Consider the following 24,631-nt stretch of genomic DNA (forward strand, 5'->3'; position numbering starts at 1 on the left):
ATCAAAAATATGGCAGGTTTTTGCGCAGCCCCAGTCATACTATTCTGAGACAGAAGTCTCATATTGTAATTTTTCCTGTTGTCCTTTTGCTTTTTTAATACTTCTATTTAATAAAATACTGATGCCCAGCGCTATAATTATTAACCCGGTGAAAACATAAAACACCGGAATATAGCTTCCTGTTCTTGTGTAAATTTGCGATACCAGGGTAGGACCAATAAGTCCGCCTAAAGACCAGGTGGTCAATAAATAACCGTGAATGGCACCCAGTTCTTTGGTTCCAAAGAGATCGCCTATAAAGGCAGGCAGATTAGAAAAACCACCGCCGTAGCAACTTACCACCAAAAAGATAAAAATTTGGAATATAAATGCCGAAGTAATAACCGGGAGGGTGGTAAAAGCAATTAGCTGAATTATAAAGAAGACAATAAAAACTTTTGGCCTGGAAATATAATCTGAAGCCGCAGCCCAGCCTAATCTACCTCCGCCATTAAATATTCCCATAAGGCCAACCATAGTGGCAGCCGAGGCGGTTGAGAGGCCTGCAATACTTTGTGCCATGGGAGAAGCTACCGAGATCATCATAATACCTGCGCTGGTATTGATAAGCATCATAGTCCATAACATCCAAAAATGTTTGGTTTTAACCGCCTCTCCTGAGGTGGCCTGGGTTAAATCTTTTTTAATCTTTTTAGTTCCATCTTTTATAAGCTCCTTCATTCGGGCAGGCATCCAGTTTTTGGGTGGGGGAGCAATATAGGATGCGCCAAGCATCATTAGTGCAAAATAGGAAGCTCCCAATACATAGAAAGTATAACTAATCCCTATAGACTCTATTAGATTTGCTGCTATTGGGGCGGTTGCTAAGGCACCGGTACCAAAACCAAGCACTGCCATTCCTGTTGCCAAACCACGTTTGTCTGGAAACCATTTTACCAGGGTAGAAACCGGTGCTATATAACCAATGCCCAGTCCCAGGCCACTTAATAAACCATATGATAACAGAAAACCTGTTAATGAATTCATAGAGATAGCTAAACCGGAACCTGCCTGGCCTAAGCTAAATAGAACAGCGGCAAGCATAGCTGATTTTCTTGGCCCACTTCTTTCTACAAATTTTCCGAATAAGGCTGCTGAACCTCCGCCCAAAACCATCATAATTGTAAAAGCAGTGGTAACCGAAGCCATAGACCATCCTTTAATATCTACAAGTGGTTGTGTATAGACGCTGTAGGCATAGGCGGCGCCAATAGAAATGTGAATAGAAACTGCTGAAGCTGCAATTAACCAACGATTTTTCTTAGTAGTGTCCATTTATAGATGATGTTTTTAATAAAATGATTGTTTTGTATGTAATACGATAACAAGTATAAGTTTTTATTGTGAAAATCTATATGAAATACGCTCGTTGTTGAAAATTAATAATAAAAAAAGCCCGTAATTAATAAACTACGGACTTTTAAAATGATTAGATGTAGACTGAATTAGCTCACTGTCTCTTCATCTTTGCTGGTTTCTTCCGACTTTATATTTTCAATCTCTTTTTGTTCAGTTTTTCGCTCTTCTAAGAAATTTTTTAATTCTTTTCCGTACATAGATTTTTTAACCTTTGGCTGTAAAGAATTATAAATAGTATCAAGGTATTTGATATTGGCATCAAAAACTTCAGACAATGCTAAATATGGAGCTACTTCAAGGTTATTATTATTAATGGCGAAATTAACGGTGTAGAGATATTTTCTTTTAAGAAGGCTTTCGTACTGCTTGTTTAACTCAATCAATTTTTCCTCATTTTCTGATTGTTGTGCTTCAAAATTCTCTTTTATTAACTCCAGGTTTTTATCGTTAAAGCGACTCATCATTTTACGATACTCTTCCAACTTTTCCTGATTCTTTGCGCCGCTTATCTCTGCATCGGTTACAAAATTCTCCAGGTTGGTATTAATTGTTACCTGGCCTTCTTCAGCAAAGAAATCTATGCGATCGTCGTATTGCGAGTTGTCTATCTTCTTAAGGTAAAGGTACATCACCTGTGGGCTTTCAATAAAAGTTTCAAGTTTTATATTGGCATTGCCGTTAACTACTACAGAGTCCACATCCAGCATTAGTGTATCTTCTATTTTTTGAAGATAAACGGTTCCTTTTTTAAGGCCTTCAATATTGGCATTTACAGTAAGATTACTTTTTTTATTGTTACAGGAAATAAGGGCTATAACAGCTATTAAAAGAATGCTTATTTTTTTCATCTTTTTTATAATTTTCTTTCTTCTATCCAGTGCTTGTTGTAAGCTGATATTTACTCAATAATAGAGGTTTATGCTTAAATGTTTGTCGCCAGGTAGCTAACTCAGCTCAGCTTTGGGCGGCAAATATCTTATAAATTTCTATTTAAAACTAACTCCCGGCTGCGATTTGCATTAAAATAGTAGTTAGAATTGCACCATAAGTTCCTACTACATATCCAAAAACAGCCAGCAATACACCTACTGTGGCAAGTGAAGGGTGAAATGCTGCTGCAACCACGGGTGCAGAGGCTGCGCCCCCAACATTTGCCTGGCTTCCAACTGCAAGGAAAAAGTACGGAGCTTTAATAAGTTTTGCAGTTGTAAATAGAAAAATAACGTGAATAGACATCCATATTAAGCCAATACCTATTAGCCCAGGATTATCGAAAACCATTCCGAGGTCCATCTTCATACCAATGGTAGCTACAAGTATATAAATAAAAATACTTCCTATTTTACTGGCTCCTGCACCTTCATAGGTTTTTAGTTTTGTAAAGGAAAGGCCAATTCCAATAGCTGTAGCGATGGTGATCATCCAGAAAAATGTAGAAGAAAAGGAAGAAAGTGCGCTTTTGCTATCCTGAAAAATTTCAAAATTAGAGGATAAGTATACCGATATTTCATCGGCACCCCAATGGGCAATTCCAACAGCAACAAAAGCAAGGGCTAACATCACCATGTAATCTGCCAAGCTGGGGTTGCGGGTTACACTTTCAGCGTAAGTGGAGACTTTGTTTTTAAGTTCGGTTATTGCTGAATTATCAGCTTTTAGCCAGGTATCAATTTTTTCACTTTTTCCAATCCCCATTAGTAAACCTGCCATAAGCAAATTGGCAACTACTATATCTACCAGTACCATACCACCGTAGAGTTCAGGGTTGTATTCGTAAATTTCCAGCATCGCAGCCTGGTTGGCTCCCCCGCCAATCCAACTTCCTGCAATGGTAGATAGGCCACGCCAAATAGCATCGGGGCCAACACCGCCAACAGTTTCAGGAGAAATGGCTGAGACGATTAAAATAGCAAGTGGGCCACCAACAATAATTCCCACGGTACCTGCAAAAAACATGATAAGAGCTTTTGGCCCAAGATTAAAAATTGCTTTTAAATCTATACTAAGGGTCATTAAAACCAGGGAAGCAGGTAAAAGATAACGGCTGGCAACAAAATAAAGCTGGGAGGTGCTGTCGTCTATTAATCCTAACGAATTAAAGATTGCAGGAATTAAATAGCACATTAAAAGTGCGGGAACAATAGCATAGAATTTTTTCCAAAAACCCTCTTTTTTGGATGAAGTGATAAACACAAAACCCAGGGCGAGCATTAAAAGTCCGAATACTATAGCATCATTGGTGAAAATAGGAGTATCTTCCATTAATAAAAGGTTTTAAACGGCGGCAAAATACAATTTTTCTTAAACTCTTTTTAGGGATTATCGTTAATCCTGTAGATAGGATTTAAATAGTTCTTGTAGGCTTTTAGCAACCCCGTCTTCTTTGCCGCTATGGGTTACAATATTAGCAACTTCCAGAACTTCTTTTCGGGCATTTCCAACTGCTACTCCCATACCCACGCCATTTATCATTTCTACATCATTGTAATTATCACCAAAAGCAACACTTTCTTCAATGCTCAAGTTAAAATGATTTTTCAGTAAAAACTGAATTGCCGTAAGTTTTGATACCTCTTTGTTCGCAATTTCAAGATAGGTAGATTTAGAACGGTATAAATGTAACTGGTCGGGGAAGTTTTGGGATAAAAAGTCTTTAATTTTATCTATGTGTGCTTCATCACCCATGGCCATAATTTTGTGTGCTCCTTTGTTTTCATTTCTCCATGAAGCAAGAACATCGTTATTGGCTTTTATCACAGGTTTTACTTTGGTGTTGTTTTCTTCGCGTGCAGCCCATTGGTCGTATTCGGGAACATACCATTCATCTTTATGATATAGGCTTAAATGGCAATTGATGTTTTTGTTAAAATCACAAAGCTTATCTAATGTGTTAATTGGAATTTCAGTAGATGTTACCGCTTCTCCATTTACTAATATCAAGCCGCCGTTATAGCAAATTATGGGTTGCTCGTTTATATCTAGATCTTCCTGAAGGTGTCTCATAGCCGCCGGCATTCGGGCTGAAATAAGTACAAACGGCAGTTCGTTTTTTAAGCTTTTTATGGTTGAAATGGTAGTAGGAGATAAAACTCTATCGTGGTTTAGTAAAGTTCCGTCAATGTCAGAAAAGACTATTTTATATTGCATTATTCTTCTTTTTTATTTTTTGGATGTCTATTTGCTTCTTTTAGTGCTTTATTTAGCATCCACTCAATTTGCCCATTGGTGCTCCTAAATTCATCAGCAGCCCATTTTTCAATGGCTTTTAGCATCTTTTCATCAACTCTAAGTGCGAATGCTTTTTTATTACTCATTTCTCTTTTCTTTCCAGATTTTTAATAAAATCGTTTAAAACCGGAATCAATTCGGGATGTAGCGGCTTTTCAGCATTGTTGTAACTGGCGAAATTTAAATCTTTTTCTTCTGCTTTAATTTCCCTGAAAACATGGTTCATATCCTCAAGTAAAACAAATTCAGAATTTTTAGCTGCCTTATGTAGCATTTCAGCCTGTTTTTCGTTTACCTGAAGATCTCTTGTTCCATTTATAATTAAGACAGGAATTTCAAGTTTAGCAATTTCGGCACTGGGATTATATTTTATCCAGGAGGCCAAAAACTTTTGTGCAGAAGGATTAAACATATTACTGAATATTTCCGGGTATTCTTTAGTGCTGCCTATCTCCTTCATTTCATCAAAACTCCTTTGCAGTTCAGCTTTAAATTGGGGCAATTGTTTAGTAAGTTGTTCTACCAAAATACGGTCTATACTTTCGCCGGCCCCGGCTAAAGAAATAAATGCATCAGCATGCTCTTTTGCAGCTATCATTCCAATTAAAGAACCCTGGCTATGCCCAGCGATAATATAATTCCTGAACTTGTTTTCTTTTTTGAAATACCTCAGAATATTTTCTACATCGGTTATAAAGTCGGCAAAGATAATTGATTCTAAGCTTAATTCCTGAGCTTTAAGGCTTCGTTTATCGAATCTAAAACTTGCTATTTCGTATCCAGCTAATTGATGTGCCATTTTTTTAGCAAAATCACTTTGCATCCCGCTTTGGTTACCGTCACGATTTGTTAAGCCCGAGCCTTGAATAAAAATCATCAATGAAGGATTTTCAACATCAGAAGGCAGCGTGAGAGTTCCATCGGTAAACTTGTCTATAGAAATCTCTTCTTCATAAAAGTTTGTTTCCTGGGTGAGAGCTATAGAGTTTACGAGAAAAATTAGGAAAATGCTGAGTTTTAAGTTTTTCATTTTTTCTGAATAATCGAATGCTCCGAGGCTGGACTCGAAATAAAAAAAATTTGTATTCAAGACCTCGTGCGTTTGCCACGTGGTAATTTGCTTAGTGATTTAGTGTTCCGGCATTTACCACCGGGGTAGCATCTTTATCACCACAAAGTACCACCATTAAATTACTCACCATTGCGGCGCGACGTTCGGCATCAAGATCTACCAGTTCTTTTGCACTTAATTCGTGCAGAGCCATTTCAACCATTCCCACAGCGCCCTGTACAATTTTATGTCGAGCAGCTACAATAGCCGTAGCTTGTTGACGCTTTAGCATAGCGCTGGCAATTTCATTGGCGTAGGCCAGGTACCCAATTCTAGCTTCCAGAACTTCTATTCCGGCAATTTCTAGACGTTCTTCCAGTTCTTTTTCCAGGGCATCGCTTACTTCATTTACGCTAGACCGCAAGGTAATATCTTCATCTAAACCTTCATCTGCAAAATTATCATAAGGATAAAGGCTGGCAAGTTTTCTAACCGCAGCATCAGTTTGTACTACCACAAAATTTTCAAAGTCGTTTACATCGAAAGAGGCTTTGTAGGTATCGAGAACCCTCCATACCAGAATAGTGCTAATCATTACCGGATTTCCCAGTTTGTCGTTCACCTTTAAGCGTTCACTATCAAAATTTCTGGCCCTAAGCGAAATCTTTTTCTTGGTGTAAAAAGGATTTACCCAAAAAAGACCGTTTTGTTTTACCGTTCCCTTATAATCTCCAAATAGTAGCAGTACCCTGGATTCATTTGGGTTTACCAGAATTAAACCGGGAAGAATAAATAATGCAACAATAATTCCCGCAATGAACCAGGGGTTAGTGGTCATAGCAAAACTTATAATGCTTCCAAAGAATAATAGTAAAAAAACAAACAGCATTATATAACCGTTTGATGCCTTGAGTTCTTTTTCCTGAGTCATGATGTTTTAAAATTGGTTGATATTAAAATGATATCATAAAAGTATTGTTTTAATTTTAAACTAAAAAAAGTTTTAACACATAAAAAATATGGCTTCATTATATTTGTAAAAATTCTACAGATGAAAAAAATAGTATTGTTTGTTTTTGTGTTATTTAGTATTAATGTGAATTTTGCCAATGAAGCCGACTGGGGAAAAACAGGTCATCGTGCTACCGGTGAAATAGCTGAAAACTTTTTAAACAAAAAGGCCAAAAAGGCGATAAGTAAAATTTTAAACGGACAGGGTTTGGCCTTTGTAGCTAATTATGCCGATGACATTAAAAGTGATCCTGATTTTAGAAAATATGGTCCCTGGCATTATGTAAACCTGGCTCCGGATGAGGAAAAATATAACGAGAAAACTGCAAACCCTAAAGGAGATCTATATCAGGCTATTTTAAAATGTAAAGAGGTTTTAAAAAGCAAAGATGCAACCAAAGAAGAGAAACAATTCTACTTAAAAATGCTGGTGCATTTTGTAGGGGATTTACATCAACCTTTTCATGTAGGAAGAGGAGCCGATAAAGGCGGGAACGATATTCAGGTGCGCTGGTACAATAAGGGCTCTAATATTCATAGGGTTTGGGATAGCCAGATGATTGATTCGTACCAAATGAGCTATACAGAGCTTGCTGCGAATAGTCGTAAACTTAGTAGGGCACAAATAAAAGAAATTGAAAAAGGCGAAATTATAGATTGGGTTTATGAGTCTAGAGAAATGGCAAATGAACTATATGATTCTGTCGAAATAGGAGAGAAACTAGGCTATAAATATATGTATAACTATATGCCAGAAGTGCTACAGCAATTACAAAAAGGAGGCATACGTTTGGCGAAAATTTTAAACGATATATACGGTTAGATTACAATATAACTATTAAAAGGCCATTGTATAACCTTGTTTACAATGGCTTTTTAGTTTATTTTTCTGAATGTAAGGTTAATTCTTGGTAGTACTTCTTTTTTAGTTTTTGGAAGTTGGTGTTTCCAAAAATGCTGCATCCTACCCTTCATAATTAACAGGCTTCCGTGGTTAAGATCAATACTTTCTTTTAAGTCTTTATTGGTTTTATGTTTAAGTTGAAATCTTCTAATGCCTCCAAAACTAATTGAAGCGATTACAGGATTTTTGCCTAAAACTTTCTCATCGTCGGCATGCCACCCCATACTATCGCTCCCGTCGCGGTAAAGATTGGCAAGGCAGGTGTTGAAGCTAAATCCTGAAAGCATTTCGGTTTTTTGTTTTAATTCCCATAATTCAGCTGAAAAATTTGTGGGGTTTAATTGTAACCCGGAGTAGGTATAGGAAATTCCTTTTTCAGCATAAAATGCAGTTAAGCGGGGTTGGGGGATTTCTTTTCCAAATAATTTAATATTTTGCTGCTGCCAGCGAATTTCGTTTACTAATTTTTGGAACAATAAATCAGCTTTCTCTTTATTAACAAAATTGGGGAAATACTCCAGCTCGGCATTTGGCAAACTAAAAACTTCAGACTTCATTTCTTAAAATTGTAAATAGAACCAGGCCCAATATATAAGAAAAAATTGTAGTGGGATTCTTAGAATTAAAGCCCATTTAGGGATTCCTGCTCCTGCTTTTTTAGAAGAAAGCATGTAGAAATGAACCAGTAGGAACACTAGCAGCATTACTATTATTCCATATATCGCAAGATCTTTGGTAACCGGAAAAAATAATGAAAAACCAAGAAATATTTCGGCCAGGCCGCTTAATAAAACCAATGCTTTGTGTGCAGGTAAATAGCGCGGCATAATGCGCATATACATTTTTGGTTTAATAAAGTGAATTATTCCGGCTACGATATACATCGTGCCCATAAGATAGAGGTGCCAGGGATATTGCATATTTTAAAGATATAAATATATCTGAAAGGATTGTGGGTGTTTGTAATATTATCTATCTTATACTGAAAATATTGCATATTTCCTAAAATTACAGTAAATTTATGGATTCTTCTATCTACAAACTTGCTGAAATATTGAAACATAATTACCTCTTAATCCTTTTTTGTTTACTAAGTGTTAATTTGCTTTTTGCGCAGAATACCGGGACTATTTCTAAAGATAGCCTCGAGGGTTTAGTTGAGGTTGCCAAAGAAAATTTACTTAAATATAATTATAAAGATGGTATAGAGAATGCTTATCTTCTACTTGAAAACGCCGAAAGTTTAGATGCTGATTACTATAAATTTCACGCTCATAATTATTTAGGTGTTGCATACAGCGAATTAAAAGATAACCGACGGGCAAAATCCAATTATTTGAAAGCCCTGGGGATTGCCCGACAGCTTAAAAACGATACCTTATTAATTTATATCTATAACAACCTTGGGAATATTTATTCAGAGGAAAAAGGAAATAAGGAGAAAGGAATTGCTTACTACAACAAGGTAATTAAATTGGCCGATAGTTTGAAAGTTCCAGAGCAGAAATTAGCACCTACCGTAAATATTGCCTGGACTTTTATAGATGATGGTAAATACTCACAAGCTTATCCCTATCTTAATGAATCTCTAAGGCTGTTAGGGGACGTTAAAAATAATAATACTCGTTCTCAACTGTATATGTTGTTAGGAAGGTATCATCATAAAACAAATAAACTAGACTCTGCGAGCTATTATTTTACCCAGGGACTACAACTAGCAGAAGAAGATTCTTTAATATTACCGGCATCTTTAATTTGTAAAGATTTTGCGGCTATGTTGTTTGAGAAAGGTGAGTTTGAAGCAGCTTATAAAAGCCTGGAAAAATATGATAATTATAAGGCACAGTTATTTGAAAAAGATAAGCTGGCACAAATTGAAGCAGCTAATGCGCGTTTTGATGTAAATGAGTACCGCCGTAATCTTGAAATTTCCAAAAAAGAACAAGCCTACCAGGATGAATTAATAAGTAGATCTACCGAGAAGATCCTAATAATGGTGGTAGCTTCCCTAATACTTATCATAACCCTACTCATCTTAAATAAGATTAATCAGGATAGAAAGAAGCTTATCCATCAATTAAAAGAAAAGAATAACCAACTGGTAGACGCCCGCGATAATGCAGAACGTCTCTCTAAATTGAAAACCGAGTTTTTCTCTACAGTTAGCCATGAGTTGCGTACACCATTGTATGGCGTGGTGGGATTAGCCTCTTTATTATTAGACGATAAAAGCCTGAAAAAACATGAAAGTGATTTAAAGTCTTTGAAATTTTCAGCCGATTATCTGCTCGCCCTTATTAACGATGTGTTACAAATGAATAAAATGGAGTCTAAACAGGTAAAACTGGAGAATATTCCATTTAATTTAAAGGAATTAGTACTCAGTATTGTGAATACTTTTGAGTTTACCCGCCTTCAAAATAATAATAAAGTACATTACTATATAGATGAAGATATACCGGAAAATTTAATTGGTGATCCTGTGCGTTTGTCCCAGATACTTATGAACCTTGTTGGTAATGCGGTGAAATTTACCGAGAATGGAGATATTTATATTAGTATAAAATTGCAGGCCAGGGTAGATGATAGGGCTGTTATATATTTTGAGGTTAAGGATAATGGAATTGGTATACCAAAAAGTAAACAAAAATTAATTTTCGAGGAGTTTTCACAACTTAGGGCAGCAAATTATAATTATCAGGGCACTGGGCTGGGCTTGCCTATTGTTAAACGTTTACTGGAATTGTTTAACTCTCAAATTCATTTAAAAAGTAAGGAAGGTGAAGGCGCACTTTTTTGCTTTAGTCTTAGTCTTAAAGAAGATAAGGCTCCTTCTAAAGAAGCGGGTTTTGCCCATGAAGTTTATCTCGATAACCTAAAACGAGTACAAAAAATTCTTGTTGTAGATGACAATAAAATAAACCAGGTAGTTACAAGAAGGATTCTTGAAAAGCAAAATTTTGAATGTATTGTAGCTTCAAATGGGGTGGAAGCTATTGAAAAGGCCTTTGCTGAAAATTTTGATCTAATATTAATGGATCTAAATATGCCGGGAATTAATGGAATGGAAACTACCAAGCGTATAAGGGAATTTAATATGTTGGTGCCAATTGTTGCGTTAACCGCTGTAGAAATAGAAGAGGTTAGAAATGAGATTTATGCTTCGGGGATGAACGATATTATTGTGAAACCTTATGATATAGAACGTTTCTACCAAATTGTTAACCGAAATTTGAGCACTAATATTGAAGCTATTTCTAAGAACTAAGCTTTTTATTCTCCATATATCTTCTCAAATTTCTGTAAAATAAAAAGGCCTGGAAAACTGTTTCTTTCGTCATCCTGAACCCGTTTCAGGATCTAAGATGTTAGAAGCTGAAACGAGTTCAGCTTGACGATTACAAGACTTTCCAGGCCTTTTATAGAGTTTCTTTCTTAAAAGAAGTTATTTTACCATTTCAAAACTGCGTTTTACGAAATTGGTAAGTTCTTCTCCTTTAAGTAAGTTTTGGGATAACCTGGCAAGATCTAAAGAATGCTTAATTAAGCGATCCTGTTTCTTCTCGGTTTTAGTATTTAGAATCTCAGAAATCAAGGGGTGATTGGTATTTACCACTAAATTGTACATTTCAGGCATATTGCCCATACCAAACATACCCCCACCACCGGTTTGCTGCATTTCCTTCATTCGGCGCATAAATTCCGGCTGGGTAATTAGTAATGGAGCGGCATCACTATCCATGGCTTCCATTTGTATGGTATATTTTTCCTTCGGAATAACCCTTTCAAAATCTCCTTTTAGTTTTTCCTTTTCTTCATCAGAAAGTTTAGACACTTTTTCTTCATCTTTTTTGATGAGGTTATCTACCTGATCTGAGTCTACACGAACAAAAGAAATTTTCTCTTTTTCACCTTCCATTTTTTGAAGCAGGTGAGATATAATTGGAGAATCTAATAATAATACTTCATATCCTTTGGCTTTGGCCGCATCGATATAACTGTGTTGTTCATCCTGGTTTGAAGCGTATAATACTACAAGATTTCCATCCTTATCGGTTTGGTTATCTTTTATTTTCTCCTGCAATTCTTCAAATGTATAATAAGCATTGTCTACACTTGGATAAAGGGCAAACTTCTGGGCTTTTTCATAAAATTTATCCTCAGAAAGCATTCCGTATTCAATAACAATTTTAATATCGTTCCATTTTTGCTCAAAATCTTCACGATTGTTATTGAAAAGAGATTTTAGTTTATCGGCTACCTTACGGGTAATATAGCTGGAAATCTTTTTAACAGCACCATCGGCTTGCAGGTAAGAACGTGAAACATTTAAAGGAATGTCTGGAGAATCTATAACTCCACGAAGCATAGTTAAAAATTCAGGAACAATTCCTTCAACATTATCGGTTACAAAAACCTGGTTTTGAAATAGCTGAATTTTATCCTTCTGTATATTCATATCCTGCGTCATCTTAGGGAAGTAGAGAATTCCGGTAAGATTAAACGGGTAATCTACGTTTAGGTGAATATGGAACAAAGGATCTTCAAATTGCATAGGATACAATTCGCGGTAGAAATTTTTATAATCTTCATCCTCTAAATCGGTGGGCTGTTTTGTCCAGGCCGGTGCAGGATTATTGATAATATTGTCTACCGTTTTGGTCTCTGGTTTTGCATCTTCAGGCGCATCTTCGGGAAGGGGCAAAGTTTCTTCCTTAGTACCAAGTTTAATTGGAACAGGCATAAACTTATTATACTTTACCAATAATTCCTGAATTCTGTTTTCTTCCAGAAACTCTTCATCTTCTTCGTTTATATGAAGAATAATTTCTGTTCCCCGCTCTTTTTTGTCGGCATCTTCAAGGGTGAAATCGGTTGTTCCTTCACATACCCAATGTGCAGCCTGTTCGTCTTTATAAGACTTGGTGATAATTTCTACTTTGTTGGCCACCATAAAAGCAGAGTAAAAACCAAGACCGAAATGGCCAATAATTCCGCTGTCTTTGGCCGTATCTTTATACTTTTCAAGAAACTCTTCAGCTCCAGAGAAAGCTACTTCGTTAATATATTTTTCAACTTCATCTTTAGTCATTCCAATTCCCTGGTCTATAACGTGAAGTTTCTTGCCTTCCTTATCTACTTTTACCTCAATAACCGGGTTACCGTATGCTACATCGGTCTCGCCAATATCGGTGAGGTGTTTTAATTTTAAGGTAGCGTCAGTCGCATTAGAGATTAACTCCCTTAAAAAGATCTCGTGATCACTGTAAAGAAATTTCTTTATCAGTGGAAAAATGTTCTCTACAGAAACATTGATTTTTCCGGTTGCCATATATGTTTGTTTTAATAAATTTTAATGTTCTCTTTTTATAGTCAAAAAAAATACCATTAAAACTACGCTGACAAACTGGCATAAGTTGTAATGTGAAATTGATGAAAGCGTCTAAACTCCTGAACTACAAATTAACCAATAAGATTTTTAACAAACATTTTGTTTAATATTATGAAATAAAGATTGAACAAAATTATATCTTTGAAGAAAGAAAATTAATTATGGCTACAGCAAAGAAATCAACAACAAAAAAAACCTTAGATAAAGATAAGCTTATTTCCCTATATATGGATTACGTGCTGGAGGAAGAGAAGCGTCCAAAAACGGTTTATAAATTTTGTAAGGAGAATAAGATGAAGGAGGAGGAATTTTACAATTTCTACGGAAGCTTAGAAGGTTTGCAAAAAGGAATTTGGGAACGTTTTTACGAGCATACTATTAATGTACTTCAGAAAAGCCCTGAGTTTGAAACTTTTTCTAACCGCGAAAAAATGCTCACCTTTTTCTACACATTTTTTGAAATGCTAACCGCCAACAGAAGCTATGTTTTATTTTCTTTAAAGGAGCACGAGAACCAACTTAAAAACCTGCAGCAATTGAAAGGTTTAAGGAAAAATGTAAAATCTTTTGCGGCCGAGTTAATAGAGGATGCCAATGCAGAGAAAAACATTCAGGCATTGCAACAACCAGAAAAGATATTTTCGGAAGCGGCCTGGGTACAACTTATGTTTTTAATGAAATTTTGGATGGATGATAATTCTGCCCAATTTGAGAGCACCGATGTCGCTATAGAAAAGTCAGTGAATACGGTTTTTGATGTATTTGATAATACCCCGTTAGAAAGGGTAATAGATTTGGGGAAGTTTCTCTGGAAAGAGAAAATGGCATAATAAAGCCTACATCTAATAACTATGAAAACAATAGATAAAATACCAACAGGTAAAATTGGCCGTACTTCAAAACTGATGCAAACAGGGGTGAAGCTAGGGGGCAATTATCTTAAATATTACAGTAAAAAAGCTTTTAATCCCGATTATACAAGAGATGAGTTAGACCAAAGCAATGCCGATGATATTTATGATAGTCTTAAAAGCTTAAAAGGAAGCGCGCTTAAAGTAGCGCAAATGCTTTCTATGGAAAAAAGCCTTTTACCCAATGCCTACGTAGAAAAATTTAGTTTGGCTCAATTTAGTGTGCCGCCGCTTTCTGCACCTTTGGTTAGAAAAACTTTTAAAAAATATAATGGGGCTTACCCTGAAGATTTATACGATAAATTTGCGAGTGAATCTGTAAATGCTGCCAGTATTGGTCAGGTTCATAAAGCCGAAAAAGATGGGAAAAAACTTGCTGTGAAAATTCAATATCCCGGCGTCGCAGATAGTATAAGTTCAGATTTGGCAATGGTAAAACCTATTGCTACCAGAATGTTTAATCTTCAGGGTAAAGATTCCGCAAAGTACTTTAAGGAGGTTGAAGGGAAATTATTGGAAGAAACCGATTATATCCTGGAGGTAAAACAGAGTAAAGAAATTTCTGAAGCCTGCGCGCATATTCCTAATCTTAAATTTCCGAAATATTATGAAGAGTTGTCCAGTGAGCGAATTATTACGATGGACTGGATGAACGGAAAACATTTAAGTGAATTTGCAAAGAAAAATACCGACCAAAACAAAGCGAATAAGGTAGGGCAGGCTCTTTGGGATTTTTATATGTACCAGATGCACGGTTTAAAAGAAGTACACGCCGACCCGCATCCCGGAAACTTCCTTATTGATAAAGAGGCTAATCTAATTGCTATAGATTTTGGCTGTATTAAAAAAGTGCCCGAAGATTTTTATGTGCCTTATTTTGAATTGGCAAATAAAGAAAATATTAATAATTCGGAATTTTTTAATGCAAAGTTATTTGAACTGGAAATATTAAGGGAAGACGATTCAGAGCGAGAGATCAAATATTTTTCAAAGTTGTTTTATGAAATGCTCAGCTTATTTACAAGTCCATTTCATGAAGAGAATTTTGATTTTGCAGACGAAAGTTTTTGGAATTCAATTACAACTCTTAGCGAAAAATATAGCAAGGACACCGAATTGCGAAAAATGAATGGAAATAGGGGAAGTAAGCACTTTTTGTATATAAACCGCACCTTTTTTGGTTTATACAATTTATTGCACGATCTCCAGGCGAAGATAGAGGTTAATAAGTTTCGCAATTATATGTTATAGTTGTTGGCTTTATTGGCACCACCAAAGGGTGTAATACCCCGAGGTAGTTTACTTATTGGTTAGGTTGTGGAAGAGCGTTGTTACCATCCCTACATGGTAATAGCTCTTTTCCTATTTCTAAACCTAACTGATTTGTGAAATAAAAAAGGCTGTCTGGAAAGCTTTTAAAAACGTCATCCTAAATTTATTTCAGGATCTAACAAGTCGATTACTATACTCAGATTAGAAGCTGAAACAAGTTCAACTTGACGGAAAAAAGCGTCCCAAACAGCCTAATTAAGCTATAGAGCCTAAAATTTTAATCTTTCATTTCCTCTGAAGCTTCAATATTTCCGGCTTCTTTTTTATTTTTCACATATTTTTCCAACCATTCGTCCTGCTCCCAAAGCACATGCAAAACAGATTCTTTTGCGCTATACCCATGGCTTTCCTTTGGCAACATAACTAAACGTGCAGTAGCACCCAGCCCCTTTAAAGCGTTAAAATAACGTTCACTTTGCATAGGGTAGGTACCTGAGTTATTATCGGCTTCCCCGTGAATCAATAAAAGAGGTGTTTTCATCTTATCGGCGTGCATAAAAGGAGACATATTGTAATAGACCTCGGGGGCTTCCCAATAACTTCTTTCTTCACTTTGAAATCCAAACGGAGTAAGGGTTCTGTTATAGGCACCACTTCTGGCAATGCCTGCAGCAAATAAATTAGAATGTGATAATAAGTTGGCAGTCATAAATGCACCATAACTATGGCCACCTACGGCAACACGATCCCTATCTACGTAACCCATTTCGGCAACCGCATCTATAGCCGCTTTTCCGTTTGCTACCAACTGCTCTCTAAAACTATCGTTGGGTTCCTCCTCACCTTCTCCAATAATAGGAAAAGCCGCATCATCTAACACCACATAACCACGATTCACCCAATAAATTGGCGAACCATAATAAGGGTACGTGAAGTCGTTTGCATTTGAAGTATTCTGTGAAGCCGAATTTTTATCCTTGTATTCTCTTGGGTAAGCCCAAACGATCATAGGATGTTCTTCGGGATTTTCTTTGTCAAATCCGGCAGGAAGATAAAGTGTTCCGTTTAATTCTAATCCATCTTCGCGTTCGTAAGTAATTACTTCTTTGCTTACATTTTCAAGGCTTTTAAAAGGATTTTCGAAAGAAGTAATTTGGGTGATATCATCCTTTTTGTCAATATCCCTAATATAATAATTGGGATATTCGGTGGCCGATTCGATTCTTACCAGGATTTCCCCTTTTTCAATATCTAAAGCTTCTACAAGGGTTTCTTTTTTATCGTTATATTCAGATTGGTATAAACGTTCGGTTTTGCCATTTTCCAAATCTATTTTATCGGCAAAAGGGAATTGACCTTCCTCGCTATAACCTGCGCCTAGCAAGAAAGCATCTTCATCATCCAGTTTTAAAATACTTTGCCCGAATTCGTTTTTGGTAGTCACAAATCTTCCCGGGTCGCTGTAACGATCCTGATAGTTTCTATCAAAAATTATTTCTGGTGTTTCTGATGGTTCAGAGGGATTAAAGACGTAAGTCCTGGTATTACGGGTATTCCACCAATAATCGTTTGCTATGGCAATTTCATCATTGCCCCAGGTAATCCCTGAAAAACGATCTTTGGTTTTAAGGATTGAATTTCCTTCACCGCTAAAGGGCGCTTCTAAAACAAAAACTTCATCCCTAAATTCTACTTCAACCTCAGGATCTCCTTCGTCTAAGGCTTTTACATAAATCAGGCTTGCCGGTTTATCGCTACGCCATTGCAAATTTCTTCTTCCGGTTTGGGTAGCCATAAAGCCTTTGGGAAGATCTTCCAATAAGGGCTCTTCGTTAACTTTGTTTACCAGTTCTCCGTTTGCAGTAAAAATGTTTGTTTCTGAAGGGAACCTGTAATAAGGAACCAAATAAGAAAATGGCTTTTTAATATGGTTCACCATTATATATTCCCCATTGGGAGAAAACGAAATGCTACTATACATTTTAGCATCCATCCATTTTTCTGAAGTACCGTCCAGGTTTACTTTTACCAATTCTGAAAGTGCCAATTGCTCAAAATTATATTCGTCGTTTGGGTTTTTAAGTAAATCCTGGTACGTGCGATTTTGCGCTTTTTCTCCATCGCTTACAGAAATAGTGGGACCCGTGGGAACCGCAGTTTCAGTATCTATTAAATCTTTACGATCTTCAGGAAGCATTTTCACCAAAATTGAAGAATTATCTTTAAACCAGTTTGTTACATCCCGCATATTAGCATTAAGCTTTGCTTCGGTTAATTTTTGCGCCCTGGCATCTTTAAGGTGTAATACCCAAAGTTCTACTCCTTTATTGCCAGTATGGGTGAAAGCTATTTTCGATTCATCTGGAGACCAACTAAAATTAGCTAAACGAGCATTTTCTGGTAAACCTTTTACCTGGGTGGCACTTTTTGCATCAATAGGCTTCACCTTTAAGTTCTTATAATATCTTGCCCGGCTATTTATATTGGTAACGGGATTAATTCGTAATCCGCCAAGTCTTAATTCTTCTTCGCTAAGCTCGGCGATAGACTTATATTGATCGCGATATAGAAATACCATTATTTCACCGTCACTATCTAAAATAGTTGAAGGGGCCAGGGGTACATCTACCAGTTCAAGAATCTCTTTGGGTGGTTTTTGGTAAGTTAAGTCTTCCTGGGCAATGAGTGCAGGAAAGCATAGCATAAAGCTTAAAATACTTAAGATAGTTTTTTTCATAAATGTGTGGTTTTTAAAATGGAATAAAAATGTATAAAACATAATACTACTAATATTAACCCGATAATAAAGGTTTAAATGTCTTATTAGCGCGGGTTATTTACTATATTATATTCTTCATTTTTATTACATTTAATTCGACTTAAGTCTAAATATACTAAACAATAGAATATGTATCAATCTAAAATAGCCGGAGTTGGGAGTTATGTGCCAGAAAATGTTGTTACTAACGATGATTTGGCGAAAGTTATGGACACCAACGATGAGTGGATCCAGGAAAGGACCGGAATTAAAGAACGGCGTCATATTAAAAAGGGCGATGGTAATTCTACCGCTATCATGGGTGTAAAAGCTGCTAAAATTGCTATTGAGCGTGCTAAAATTGATAAGGATGATATAGACCTTATTGTATTTGCTACCCTAAGCCCCGATTATTATTTTCCAGGTTGTGGCGTTCAGGTACAGGAAATGCTAGATATTAATACCTGCCCGGCTTTAGATGTAAGAAACCAATGTAGTGGTTTTATATATGCGCTTTCAACGGCCGATCAATTTATAAAAACCGGAATGTATAAGAATGTACTGGTTATTGGTAGCGAGAACCATAGTGGTGGACTTGATTTTACTACGCGTGGTCGCTCGGTTTCTGTAATTTTTGGAGATGGAGCGGGAGCAGTGGTCTTAACCAGAAGTGATCATAACGGTGAGGGAATTCTCTCTACCCATTTGCATTCTGAAGGAAAACACGCCCTGGAACTTTCTTTAAAAGGACCAAGTACAGAGCATTGGGTTCCTGAGATTATAGCTGAAAATCCGCAGGGAGACGATATTCCTTATTATCCTTATATGAATGGTCAATTTGTTTTTAAAAATGCGATTCAGCGATTTTCTGAAGTGATTATGGAAGGATTAAACGCCAATGGCCTGGAAGTTAAGGATATTGATATGCTAATACCACATCAGGCAAATTTGCGTATTTCCCAATATATTCAACAGAAATTTAAATTAAGCGATGATCAGGTTTATAACAATATTCAGAAATACGGAAATACCACTGCGGCATCTATTCCTATTGCGTTATGCGAAGCCTGGGAGAAAGGAAAAGTTAAAGATGAGGATGTAGTAGTGCTTGCTGCTTTTGGTAGCGGATTTACCTGGGCAAGTGCGGTTATAAGCTGGTAAAGCTAATGTTGTTGATCTTAATAAATAAAAAAATGCTGTCTTTAAGCCTGTTTATTTAAAGACAGCATTTTTTATTGGTATACATTTTTAGTTATACTTTTTTAAAGTATCTAAAAAGGTCGTAAATCCCAAAAACAATAAAGCCAACTGCCAGAATAGATCCAAAATTATCGGTTTCTGCGGCTGTTAAGTGGGTGTAGAGCCTATAAGTACCGTATACAAGAAAAATAATTCCCAATATTAAGTACCACTTGTTGCGTTTTCCTCCTTTGAGGTTACTCATCTTTATAATCTTTTGGGAAGGTTGTTTTTGCTATTTTTAAAGCTTCGTCAAAATGATTTTTTACTACAAACAGCTGTACCTGCCCCGGTAAACCGCCACCAAATCCGGCGCGCAAGCCCGAATCAAAATCATTTCTAACCCGGGAAGAAATTCCGGCTTTATCAAAAATTTCCTGCAAGTATTGGACATTGGTTTCAGAACCTGTATACACGCGTTCGTAAGATTCTTTTGAACTCATAATTTCTAGTTTTTAGTCCTATCTAAAGTACAAACTAAAATATAGCTCAAAGCTTATTTTAAATAGAGTTTAACGTTCTAGGCATTATAATACTTACTTTGCCAAATAGCTGAGCTAAAATTCTTTCCTTTTTTAATACCGTAAAAAATAGACAAACCCGCTACCCATTTAAATACAAAGAAAAATATAATAAAGAATTGTGTGGTGGTTTGCTGGGGAGAGAAAAGTCCGTCGGGGATGAGCAACGCAAGTAACAAGCTAAAACCAAGCAAGACAAGTGTAAAATTTTCAAGATGCCTAAAAGGCCACATGATTAACTTTCTAAAAGGATGAAGATCATTGCCCCATTTATGTACCAGGTAGAAATAATCGTTTCCCATGGGAACGAAAAGTAAGGGGTCGTCGGCATTTTCCAGTTTAAAGAGCTTAGAAGGAGCTACAATTTTAAAACCTTTTAAAGCAATTTGCTGTTCTTTTTCTAAAGCCTTGATTTTAGAAAGTACCTCGTAAGGAATTTCCCCTTTAAAATAACTACTGTCTAAAAAGCGCAGGCGATAATCTATACATAATCTTTCAATATCTGAAAGATGAAATATTCTATGACTCTCCAATAAATCGAGGTTGAGGTTATTTATTTCATCATTACCTGTATAGATTTCATTTAGAATCTTGTCGTCTTTCTTTGCTTCTTTTTCAAAAATATCCTGTACTTGTTGTAATATATTTTCAGTAGAGATTCTTTTTTCACGAGACTTGTGCAATTGTACTTCAAGATTGGTACGTGGCAGATTTACTTTCAACTTCATTTTCTTTTTCTTTAGCATCTGTCACTAAATTAAGTAATTAAGATGATTTCTGCAATCCTATTTTCATTCTATAGTCTTTCGTGTTAAACCTATCACAATTAGATGTTTTTTAAAAATGTTTAACCTAAATAAAAATAAATTAGACAAATATTAAAACAAGCGGGTTCTTAAAGAAATGCTAAATCGTACATTCAAAAAAACCGAAGCATTTTTTATCTCGTTTATATCATAAACCATTTAAAAACTTTATTATGAAAAATTTAAAATTATTAGGATTTTTTTGTTTTCTATTTATTGGCGGGACTTTAATGGCCCAAAACGGAACTACTATGGTGGGTGGTGCAGAGATGTATCCCAGCAAGAATGTTGTAGAGAATGCCTCGCAGTCTAAAGATCATACTACCCTGGTGGCGGCAGTGAAGGCTGCAGGTTTAGTTGAAACATTACAAAGTGAAGGTCCTTTTACCGTATTTGCCCCTACCAACACCGCATTCGAAAAATTACCTGCCGGAACTGTAGAAACATTGTTGAAGCCAGAAAATAAAGAAAAATTACAGGCTGTACTTACGTACCACGTTATTGCCGGCGATTTTAAGGCTAAAGATGTGGTAGCAGCTATTAAAAATGCCGATGGTAAAGCTACTTTTGAAACTGTACAGGGTGGAAAACTTTATGCAATGATGGAAAACGGTAAAGTAAAACTTAAAGATGCCTCAGGAAACGTAGCTACTGTGACACAGGCAGATGTTAATCAATCAAACGGAGTTGTTCATGTAATTGATACTGTAATTTTGCCCGGGAAATAGATTGTTTTTGAAAAAGAAAAATTAGGGCTGCCTGAAAAGATCTTAAAATCGCCATCTTAATTTTATTTCAATATCTAATTTGCTTACAATCAATAAGTAATTTAGAAGCTGAAAAATGTTAAGCTTGATCGAAATGGACTTTTTAGACAGCTCTTTTTTGTTAATAAAATATCAAAGGAGCTAGAAGCTTTTTATAGTTCTCGGGGAAGATGTAATTTGCTCGCAAAATTGAAATTTATGAAGAAAATACAACTATTTATTACCTTAATTTTGGCGGGAGCCTTTATGATATCTTGTGGCTCTGGAAGCAACATTTCTAAAGATGCTGCCAGAAAATTAAAAGATTATAATACCTATTCTTTTTTGCCCAACAAAGATACAATTAAAGATAGATCGTATAATAACCATCGCATTCACGAGCTTATTATTTCTACAATTAACAATAACATGTCTGCCGAAAACTATGCCATAGATAATAGTAGGCCAGATGTGTTGGTGTATATTCATCCAATGTTTGATGAACGAGTAGCCGATGTTAATGCCGATCCTGTATATACAAATTTTTCCTATTACCGCCCGGGACTTTACATAGGTGATTATTATACAGATTATACCTACGATAATTACTTTACCATACAACGAATTACAGCAGGTGGGGAGATTAAACAAATACCTTACAAAGAGAAATCTATTGTTATAGATTTTATAGACAGAAAAACCAATCAAATTTTATGGCGTGGAACTGCCAATGAAGAAATTGGCTCAAAAAGATGGGAAAGGGATATAAGAAATTATATAGATGAAATTTTTAAAGAATTTCCTTAATTTTCTTTAATCCAGAATGAAAATTGGCTGTTTAAATAATCCGAACGTCATTCTAAACTTGTTGCAGAATCTAAGTAAATGGCACTTGATTCAAATTAGAACCTGAAATAAATTCAGGTTGACGTAAGATCGAGACTTAAACAGCCAATTTTATATATAATTATCTCAATTCAGCCTGAAGTTCTTCTTCAAATCTATGCTGAAGTTTTTTCATCATTTTATCTACCTGTTTGTCGGTAAGGGTTTTGTTTTCATCTCTAAACTTGAAACTTACCGCATAACTTTTCTTCCCATCAGGAAGGTTGTTCCCCTGGTAAACATCAAAAAGATCTACTTCTTTAAGAAGTTTCTTCTCTGTTTTTAGAGCGATCTCTTCAATTTCATTATAGGAAATATTATTATTTAATAGAAGGGCAAAATCACGTCTTACCTCAGGATATTTTGGAATGGCCTTAAAGCTGGTCTTTCTATTCTTTGTTACTTCCAACAGGGCATCCCAATTAAAATCGGCATACAATACCTCCTGGTCAATATCAAAATGCTTTAATACTTTTTTCCGAATTACCCCAAAGGCAACCAAATTATTCTTAGCCGATGAGTAAACAAGCCCTTCAGAAAATACATCAGATTTTACTGCCGAAGACTTTAAACTATCAATTCCCAATCTCTGGAAAATAGACTGAATAACACCTTTTAATAAGAAGAAATCGGTTTTACCTAGATTAGAGTTCCAACGTTCCGCACTTCGGTCTCCGCTAATAAAAATAGAAAGATGTTTGTTTTCTACTCGGCTACCATTAAAATCGTGGTAAGTTTTACCGAATTCAAATAGTTTTAGGTTGCTGCGTTTTCTGTTTATATTATAGCTTACAGACTCCAGGCCCGAGTATAGCATAGACTGGCGTAGCACTGATAAATCCTGACTTAATGGATTTAACATTTCTACATTGTGAGAGGTGTTTAATTGTTCGCTTAACTCCGAGTAGGTTGGGGAAGTTAAAGAATTGGCCATAGTTTCGTAAAAACCCTGTCCTACCAGTTGGTTGGCAATTAAATTTTGAACCCGGTAATCTTCAAATTTAGAAGAATTGGCAACCGAAGCATTTAATTTGTCACCAAACTTAATATTGTTATAGCCATAAACCCTTAAGATTTCCTCAATCACATCGGCTTCTCTCTGTACATCTACACGATAAGATGGGATGGTAAGTCCCATTCCTGTTTCGGTAACATTGTTTACCCGAATTTCCAGAGATGCCAGTATAGATTTAATTGTTTCTTGTTGCAGGTTTTCCCCAATAAGCTTGTTTACCTTATCGAAGGTTAGAAAAACCTGGAAATCTTCAATTTTCTTGGGGTATAAATCATCTATATCACTGGTAATTTCACCGCCCGCAATTTCCTTAATTAAAAGAGCAGCACGTTTTAAAGCATACTCGGTGATATTAGGGTCAATACCTCTTTCAAATCTAAAAGAAGCATCGGTATTAAGGCCGTGCCTTTTTGCTGTTTTTCTAACACTAACCGGGTTAAAATAAGCACTTTCTAAAAATATTTGTGTGGTAACATCGGTTACCCCGCTAGATGCCCCGCCAAATACGCCGGCAATACAAAGTGGCTTTTCGGCATCACAAATCATAAGGTCTTCTTCGTGAAGTTCTCGTTCTACATCATCTAAGGTGATAAATTTAGTCCCTTTTTCTAATGTTTTTACGTTAATTTCATTTCCGGCAATTTTTCCGGCATCAAAGGCATGCAGAGGCTGGCCCAGCTCGTGCATAACATAGTTGGTAGCATCTACCACATTATTTTTCGGGCTTAGCCCAATAGCTTTTAACCTGTTTTGAAGCCATTTTGGAGATTCTTCTACTTTTAGGCCAGAAATTGTTACTCCACAATACCTTGGTGCAAGTGCAGAATCTTCAACCTGAATTTGAATTTTAAGGCTTCTACTATCTACATGAAAACTACTAACTGATGGAGTAATAAGTTCCAGGTTTTTACCTTGTTGCGTATAACCGGCCTTAAGGTCTCTGGCAACGCCCCAGTGGCTCATAGCGTCTGCACGGTTTGGTGTTAGGCCAATCTCAAAAACCTGATCGTTTTCCACTTCAAAAATTTCGGCTACGGGAGTACCTGGAATAAGATCTTCTTTCATAACCATAATTCCTTCGTGACTTTGTCCAAGACCAAGTTCTTTTTCTGAACAAATCATTCCAAAACTGGCTTCGCCTCTAATTTTCCCATTTTTAATAGGCCAGGCATCTCCTTTTTCATCATACAGCACAGTGCCAATAGTGGCAACCGGAACTTTTTGTCCCGCGGCAATATTGGGTGCGCCGCAAACAATTTGTACCTGTTCTCCATTACCAAGATCTACAGTTGTAATTTGTAATTTATCGGCATTAGGATGACTTTTACATTCTAACACGTGCCCAACCACAATTCCTTCAAGACCGCCTTTAATACTTTGAAAACTATTTAGGCCTTCTACCTCAAGACCAAGATCGGTAAGTAACTCCCCGGTTGCTTCCGGAGTTTCAGAAAGTTTAATGAATTGCTTAAGCCAGTTATATGAAATTTTCAT

At 36.2% G+C, this 24,631-nt stretch carries 22 protein-coding genes; 7 read left to right on the forward strand and 15 right to left on the reverse strand.

The annotated features are described in order from the left end of the window. Positions 1-39: 39 nt before the first annotated feature. The 7 genes from GUB10_RS06080 to GUB10_RS06110 form a co-directional block, all read right to left on the reverse strand. Complete coding sequence (locus tag GUB10_RS06080; RefSeq protein WP_193710529.1) at positions 40-1,314, reverse strand: OFA family MFS transporter; 1,275 nt, start codon at positions 1,312-1,314, stop codon at positions 40-42. Positions 1,315-1,484: 170 nt separating this feature from the next. Beyond that, entirely contained in the window at positions 1,485-2,246 is a 762-nt protein-coding gene (locus tag GUB10_RS06085) for a DUF4369 domain-containing protein (protein WP_193710530.1), read from the reverse strand. A 148-nt stretch (positions 2,247-2,394) separates the two neighbouring features. Continuing rightward, positions 2,395-3,660 carry a DUF819 domain-containing protein gene (locus GUB10_RS06090; RefSeq protein ID WP_193710531.1) on the reverse strand — a complete coding sequence of 422 codons (1,266 nt, stop codon included), beginning with the start codon at positions 3,658-3,660 and terminating at the stop codon, positions 2,395-2,397. A 63-nt stretch (positions 3,661-3,723) separates the two neighbouring features. Further along, the gene (locus GUB10_RS06095; RefSeq protein ID WP_193710532.1) at positions 3,724-4,545 is read right to left on the reverse strand and encodes an HAD family hydrolase; all 822 of its coding nucleotides are present in this window, start codon (positions 4,543-4,545) and stop codon (positions 3,724-3,726) included. Beyond that, positions 4,545-4,712, reverse strand: coding sequence for an Arc family DNA binding domain-containing protein (locus GUB10_RS06100; protein WP_070053311.1), 168 nt, complete (start codon positions 4,710-4,712; stop codon positions 4,545-4,547). The genes GUB10_RS06095 and GUB10_RS06100 overlap by 1 nt, the downstream gene beginning before the upstream one ends. Further along, a complete protein-coding gene (locus GUB10_RS06105) occupies positions 4,709-5,656 on the reverse strand; it encodes a S9 family peptidase (RefSeq protein WP_193710533.1) in 948 nt (315 codons plus the stop codon). The genes GUB10_RS06100 and GUB10_RS06105 overlap by 4 nt, the downstream gene beginning before the upstream one ends. Before the next feature lie 91 nt (positions 5,657-5,747). Next, entirely contained in the window at positions 5,748-6,608 is an 861-nt protein-coding gene (locus GUB10_RS06110; protein WP_193710534.1) for an SPFH domain-containing protein, read from the reverse strand. A 120-nt stretch (positions 6,609-6,728) separates the two neighbouring features. On the opposite strand from GUB10_RS06110, the gene GUB10_RS06115 reads away from it, so the two are divergent. Continuing rightward, on the forward strand, positions 6,729-7,511 hold the full coding sequence (locus GUB10_RS06115; protein ID WP_193710535.1) for a S1/P1 nuclease: 783 nt from the start codon (positions 6,729-6,731) through the stop codon (positions 7,509-7,511). A gap of 53 nt (positions 7,512-7,564) precedes the next feature. Here the strand turns inward: GUB10_RS06115 and GUB10_RS06120 are convergent, their stop codons facing one another. Then, positions 7,565-8,149 carry an alpha-ketoglutarate-dependent dioxygenase AlkB gene (locus GUB10_RS06120; protein WP_193710536.1) on the reverse strand — a complete coding sequence of 195 codons (585 nt, stop codon included), beginning with the start codon at positions 8,147-8,149 and terminating at the stop codon, positions 7,565-7,567. Between the two features lie 3 nt (positions 8,150-8,152). Then, on the reverse strand, positions 8,153-8,512 hold the full coding sequence (locus GUB10_RS06125) for a hypothetical protein (protein ID WP_193710537.1): 360 nt from the start codon (positions 8,510-8,512) through the stop codon (positions 8,153-8,155). A 101-nt stretch (positions 8,513-8,613) separates the two neighbouring features. On the opposite strand from GUB10_RS06125, the gene GUB10_RS06130 reads away from it, so the two are divergent. Further along, positions 8,614-10,860: a response regulator gene (locus GUB10_RS06130; RefSeq protein ID WP_227740314.1), complete on the forward strand. Its 2,247-nt coding sequence runs from the start codon at positions 8,614-8,616 to the stop codon at positions 10,858-10,860. A gap of 177 nt (positions 10,861-11,037) precedes the next feature. On the opposite strand, the gene htpG is transcribed toward GUB10_RS06130, so the two are convergent. After that, positions 11,038-12,924 (reverse strand): molecular chaperone HtpG, encoded by a 1,887-nt coding sequence (gene htpG / locus GUB10_RS06135; protein ID WP_193710538.1) that lies wholly within the window; start codon positions 12,922-12,924, stop codon positions 11,038-11,040. 221 nt (positions 12,925-13,145) lie between these two features. Between htpG and GUB10_RS06140 the strand changes: the two genes are divergently transcribed. Together GUB10_RS06140 and GUB10_RS06145 are read left to right on the forward strand one after the other, a co-directional pair. Next, positions 13,146-13,814 (forward strand): TetR family transcriptional regulator C-terminal domain-containing protein, encoded by a 669-nt coding sequence (locus tag GUB10_RS06140; protein ID WP_193710539.1) that lies wholly within the window; start codon positions 13,146-13,148, stop codon positions 13,812-13,814. Positions 13,815-13,835: 21 nt separating this feature from the next. Then, entirely contained in the window at positions 13,836-15,146 is a 1,311-nt protein-coding gene (locus tag GUB10_RS06145) for an AarF/ABC1/UbiB kinase family protein (protein WP_193710540.1), read from the forward strand. Positions 15,147-15,444: 298 nt separating this feature from the next. Here GUB10_RS06145 and GUB10_RS06150 read toward each other — a convergent pair whose 3' ends face one another. After that, complete coding sequence (locus tag GUB10_RS06150; RefSeq protein WP_193710541.1) at positions 15,445-17,904, reverse strand: prolyl oligopeptidase family serine peptidase; 2,460 nt, start codon at positions 17,902-17,904, stop codon at positions 15,445-15,447. Between the two features lie 171 nt (positions 17,905-18,075). On the opposite strand from GUB10_RS06150, the gene GUB10_RS06155 reads away from it, so the two are divergent. After that, positions 18,076-19,086 carry a 3-oxoacyl-ACP synthase III family protein gene (locus GUB10_RS06155; RefSeq protein WP_193710542.1) on the forward strand — a complete coding sequence of 337 codons (1,011 nt, stop codon included), beginning with the start codon at positions 18,076-18,078 and terminating at the stop codon, positions 19,084-19,086. Between the two features lie 91 nt (positions 19,087-19,177). On the opposite strand, the gene GUB10_RS06160 is transcribed toward GUB10_RS06155, so the two are convergent. From GUB10_RS06160 to GUB10_RS06170, 3 genes are all read right to left on the reverse strand, one after another. Continuing rightward, positions 19,178-19,369 (reverse strand): hypothetical protein, encoded by a 192-nt coding sequence (locus GUB10_RS06160; RefSeq protein WP_193710543.1) that lies wholly within the window; start codon positions 19,367-19,369, stop codon positions 19,178-19,180. Beyond that, positions 19,362-19,607: a putative signal transducing protein gene (locus tag GUB10_RS06165; RefSeq protein ID WP_193710544.1), complete on the reverse strand. Its 246-nt coding sequence runs from the start codon at positions 19,605-19,607 to the stop codon at positions 19,362-19,364. Before GUB10_RS06165 ends, GUB10_RS06160 begins: the two co-directional genes overlap by 8 nt. 77 nt (positions 19,608-19,684) lie before the next feature. Next, the gene (locus tag GUB10_RS06170; protein ID WP_193710545.1) at positions 19,685-20,413 is read right to left on the reverse strand and encodes a hypothetical protein; all 729 of its coding nucleotides are present in this window, start codon (positions 20,411-20,413) and stop codon (positions 19,685-19,687) included. A gap of 251 nt (positions 20,414-20,664) precedes the next feature. Here GUB10_RS06170 and GUB10_RS06175 point away from each other — a divergent pair, with 251 nt between their 5' ends. Both GUB10_RS06175 and GUB10_RS06180 read left to right on the forward strand, forming a co-directional pair. Next, on the forward strand, positions 20,665-21,219 hold the full coding sequence (locus tag GUB10_RS06175; protein ID WP_193710546.1) for a fasciclin domain-containing protein: 555 nt from the start codon (positions 20,665-20,667) through the stop codon (positions 21,217-21,219). 237 nt (positions 21,220-21,456) lie between these two features. After that, positions 21,457-22,044: a DUF4136 domain-containing protein gene (locus GUB10_RS06180; RefSeq protein WP_227740315.1), complete on the forward strand. Its 588-nt coding sequence runs from the start codon at positions 21,457-21,459 to the stop codon at positions 22,042-22,044. Between the two features lie 160 nt (positions 22,045-22,204). On the opposite strand, the gene pheT is transcribed toward GUB10_RS06180, so the two are convergent. Then, positions 22,205-24,631, reverse strand: a complete 2,427-nt coding sequence (gene pheT / locus GUB10_RS06185; protein WP_193710548.1) for a phenylalanine--tRNA ligase subunit beta — start codon at positions 24,629-24,631, stop codon at positions 22,205-22,207.

The organism is Salegentibacter sp. BLCTC (genome assembly GCF_015143665.1).
GTDB lineage: Bacteria > Bacteroidota > Bacteroidia > Flavobacteriales > Flavobacteriaceae > Salegentibacter > Salegentibacter maritimus.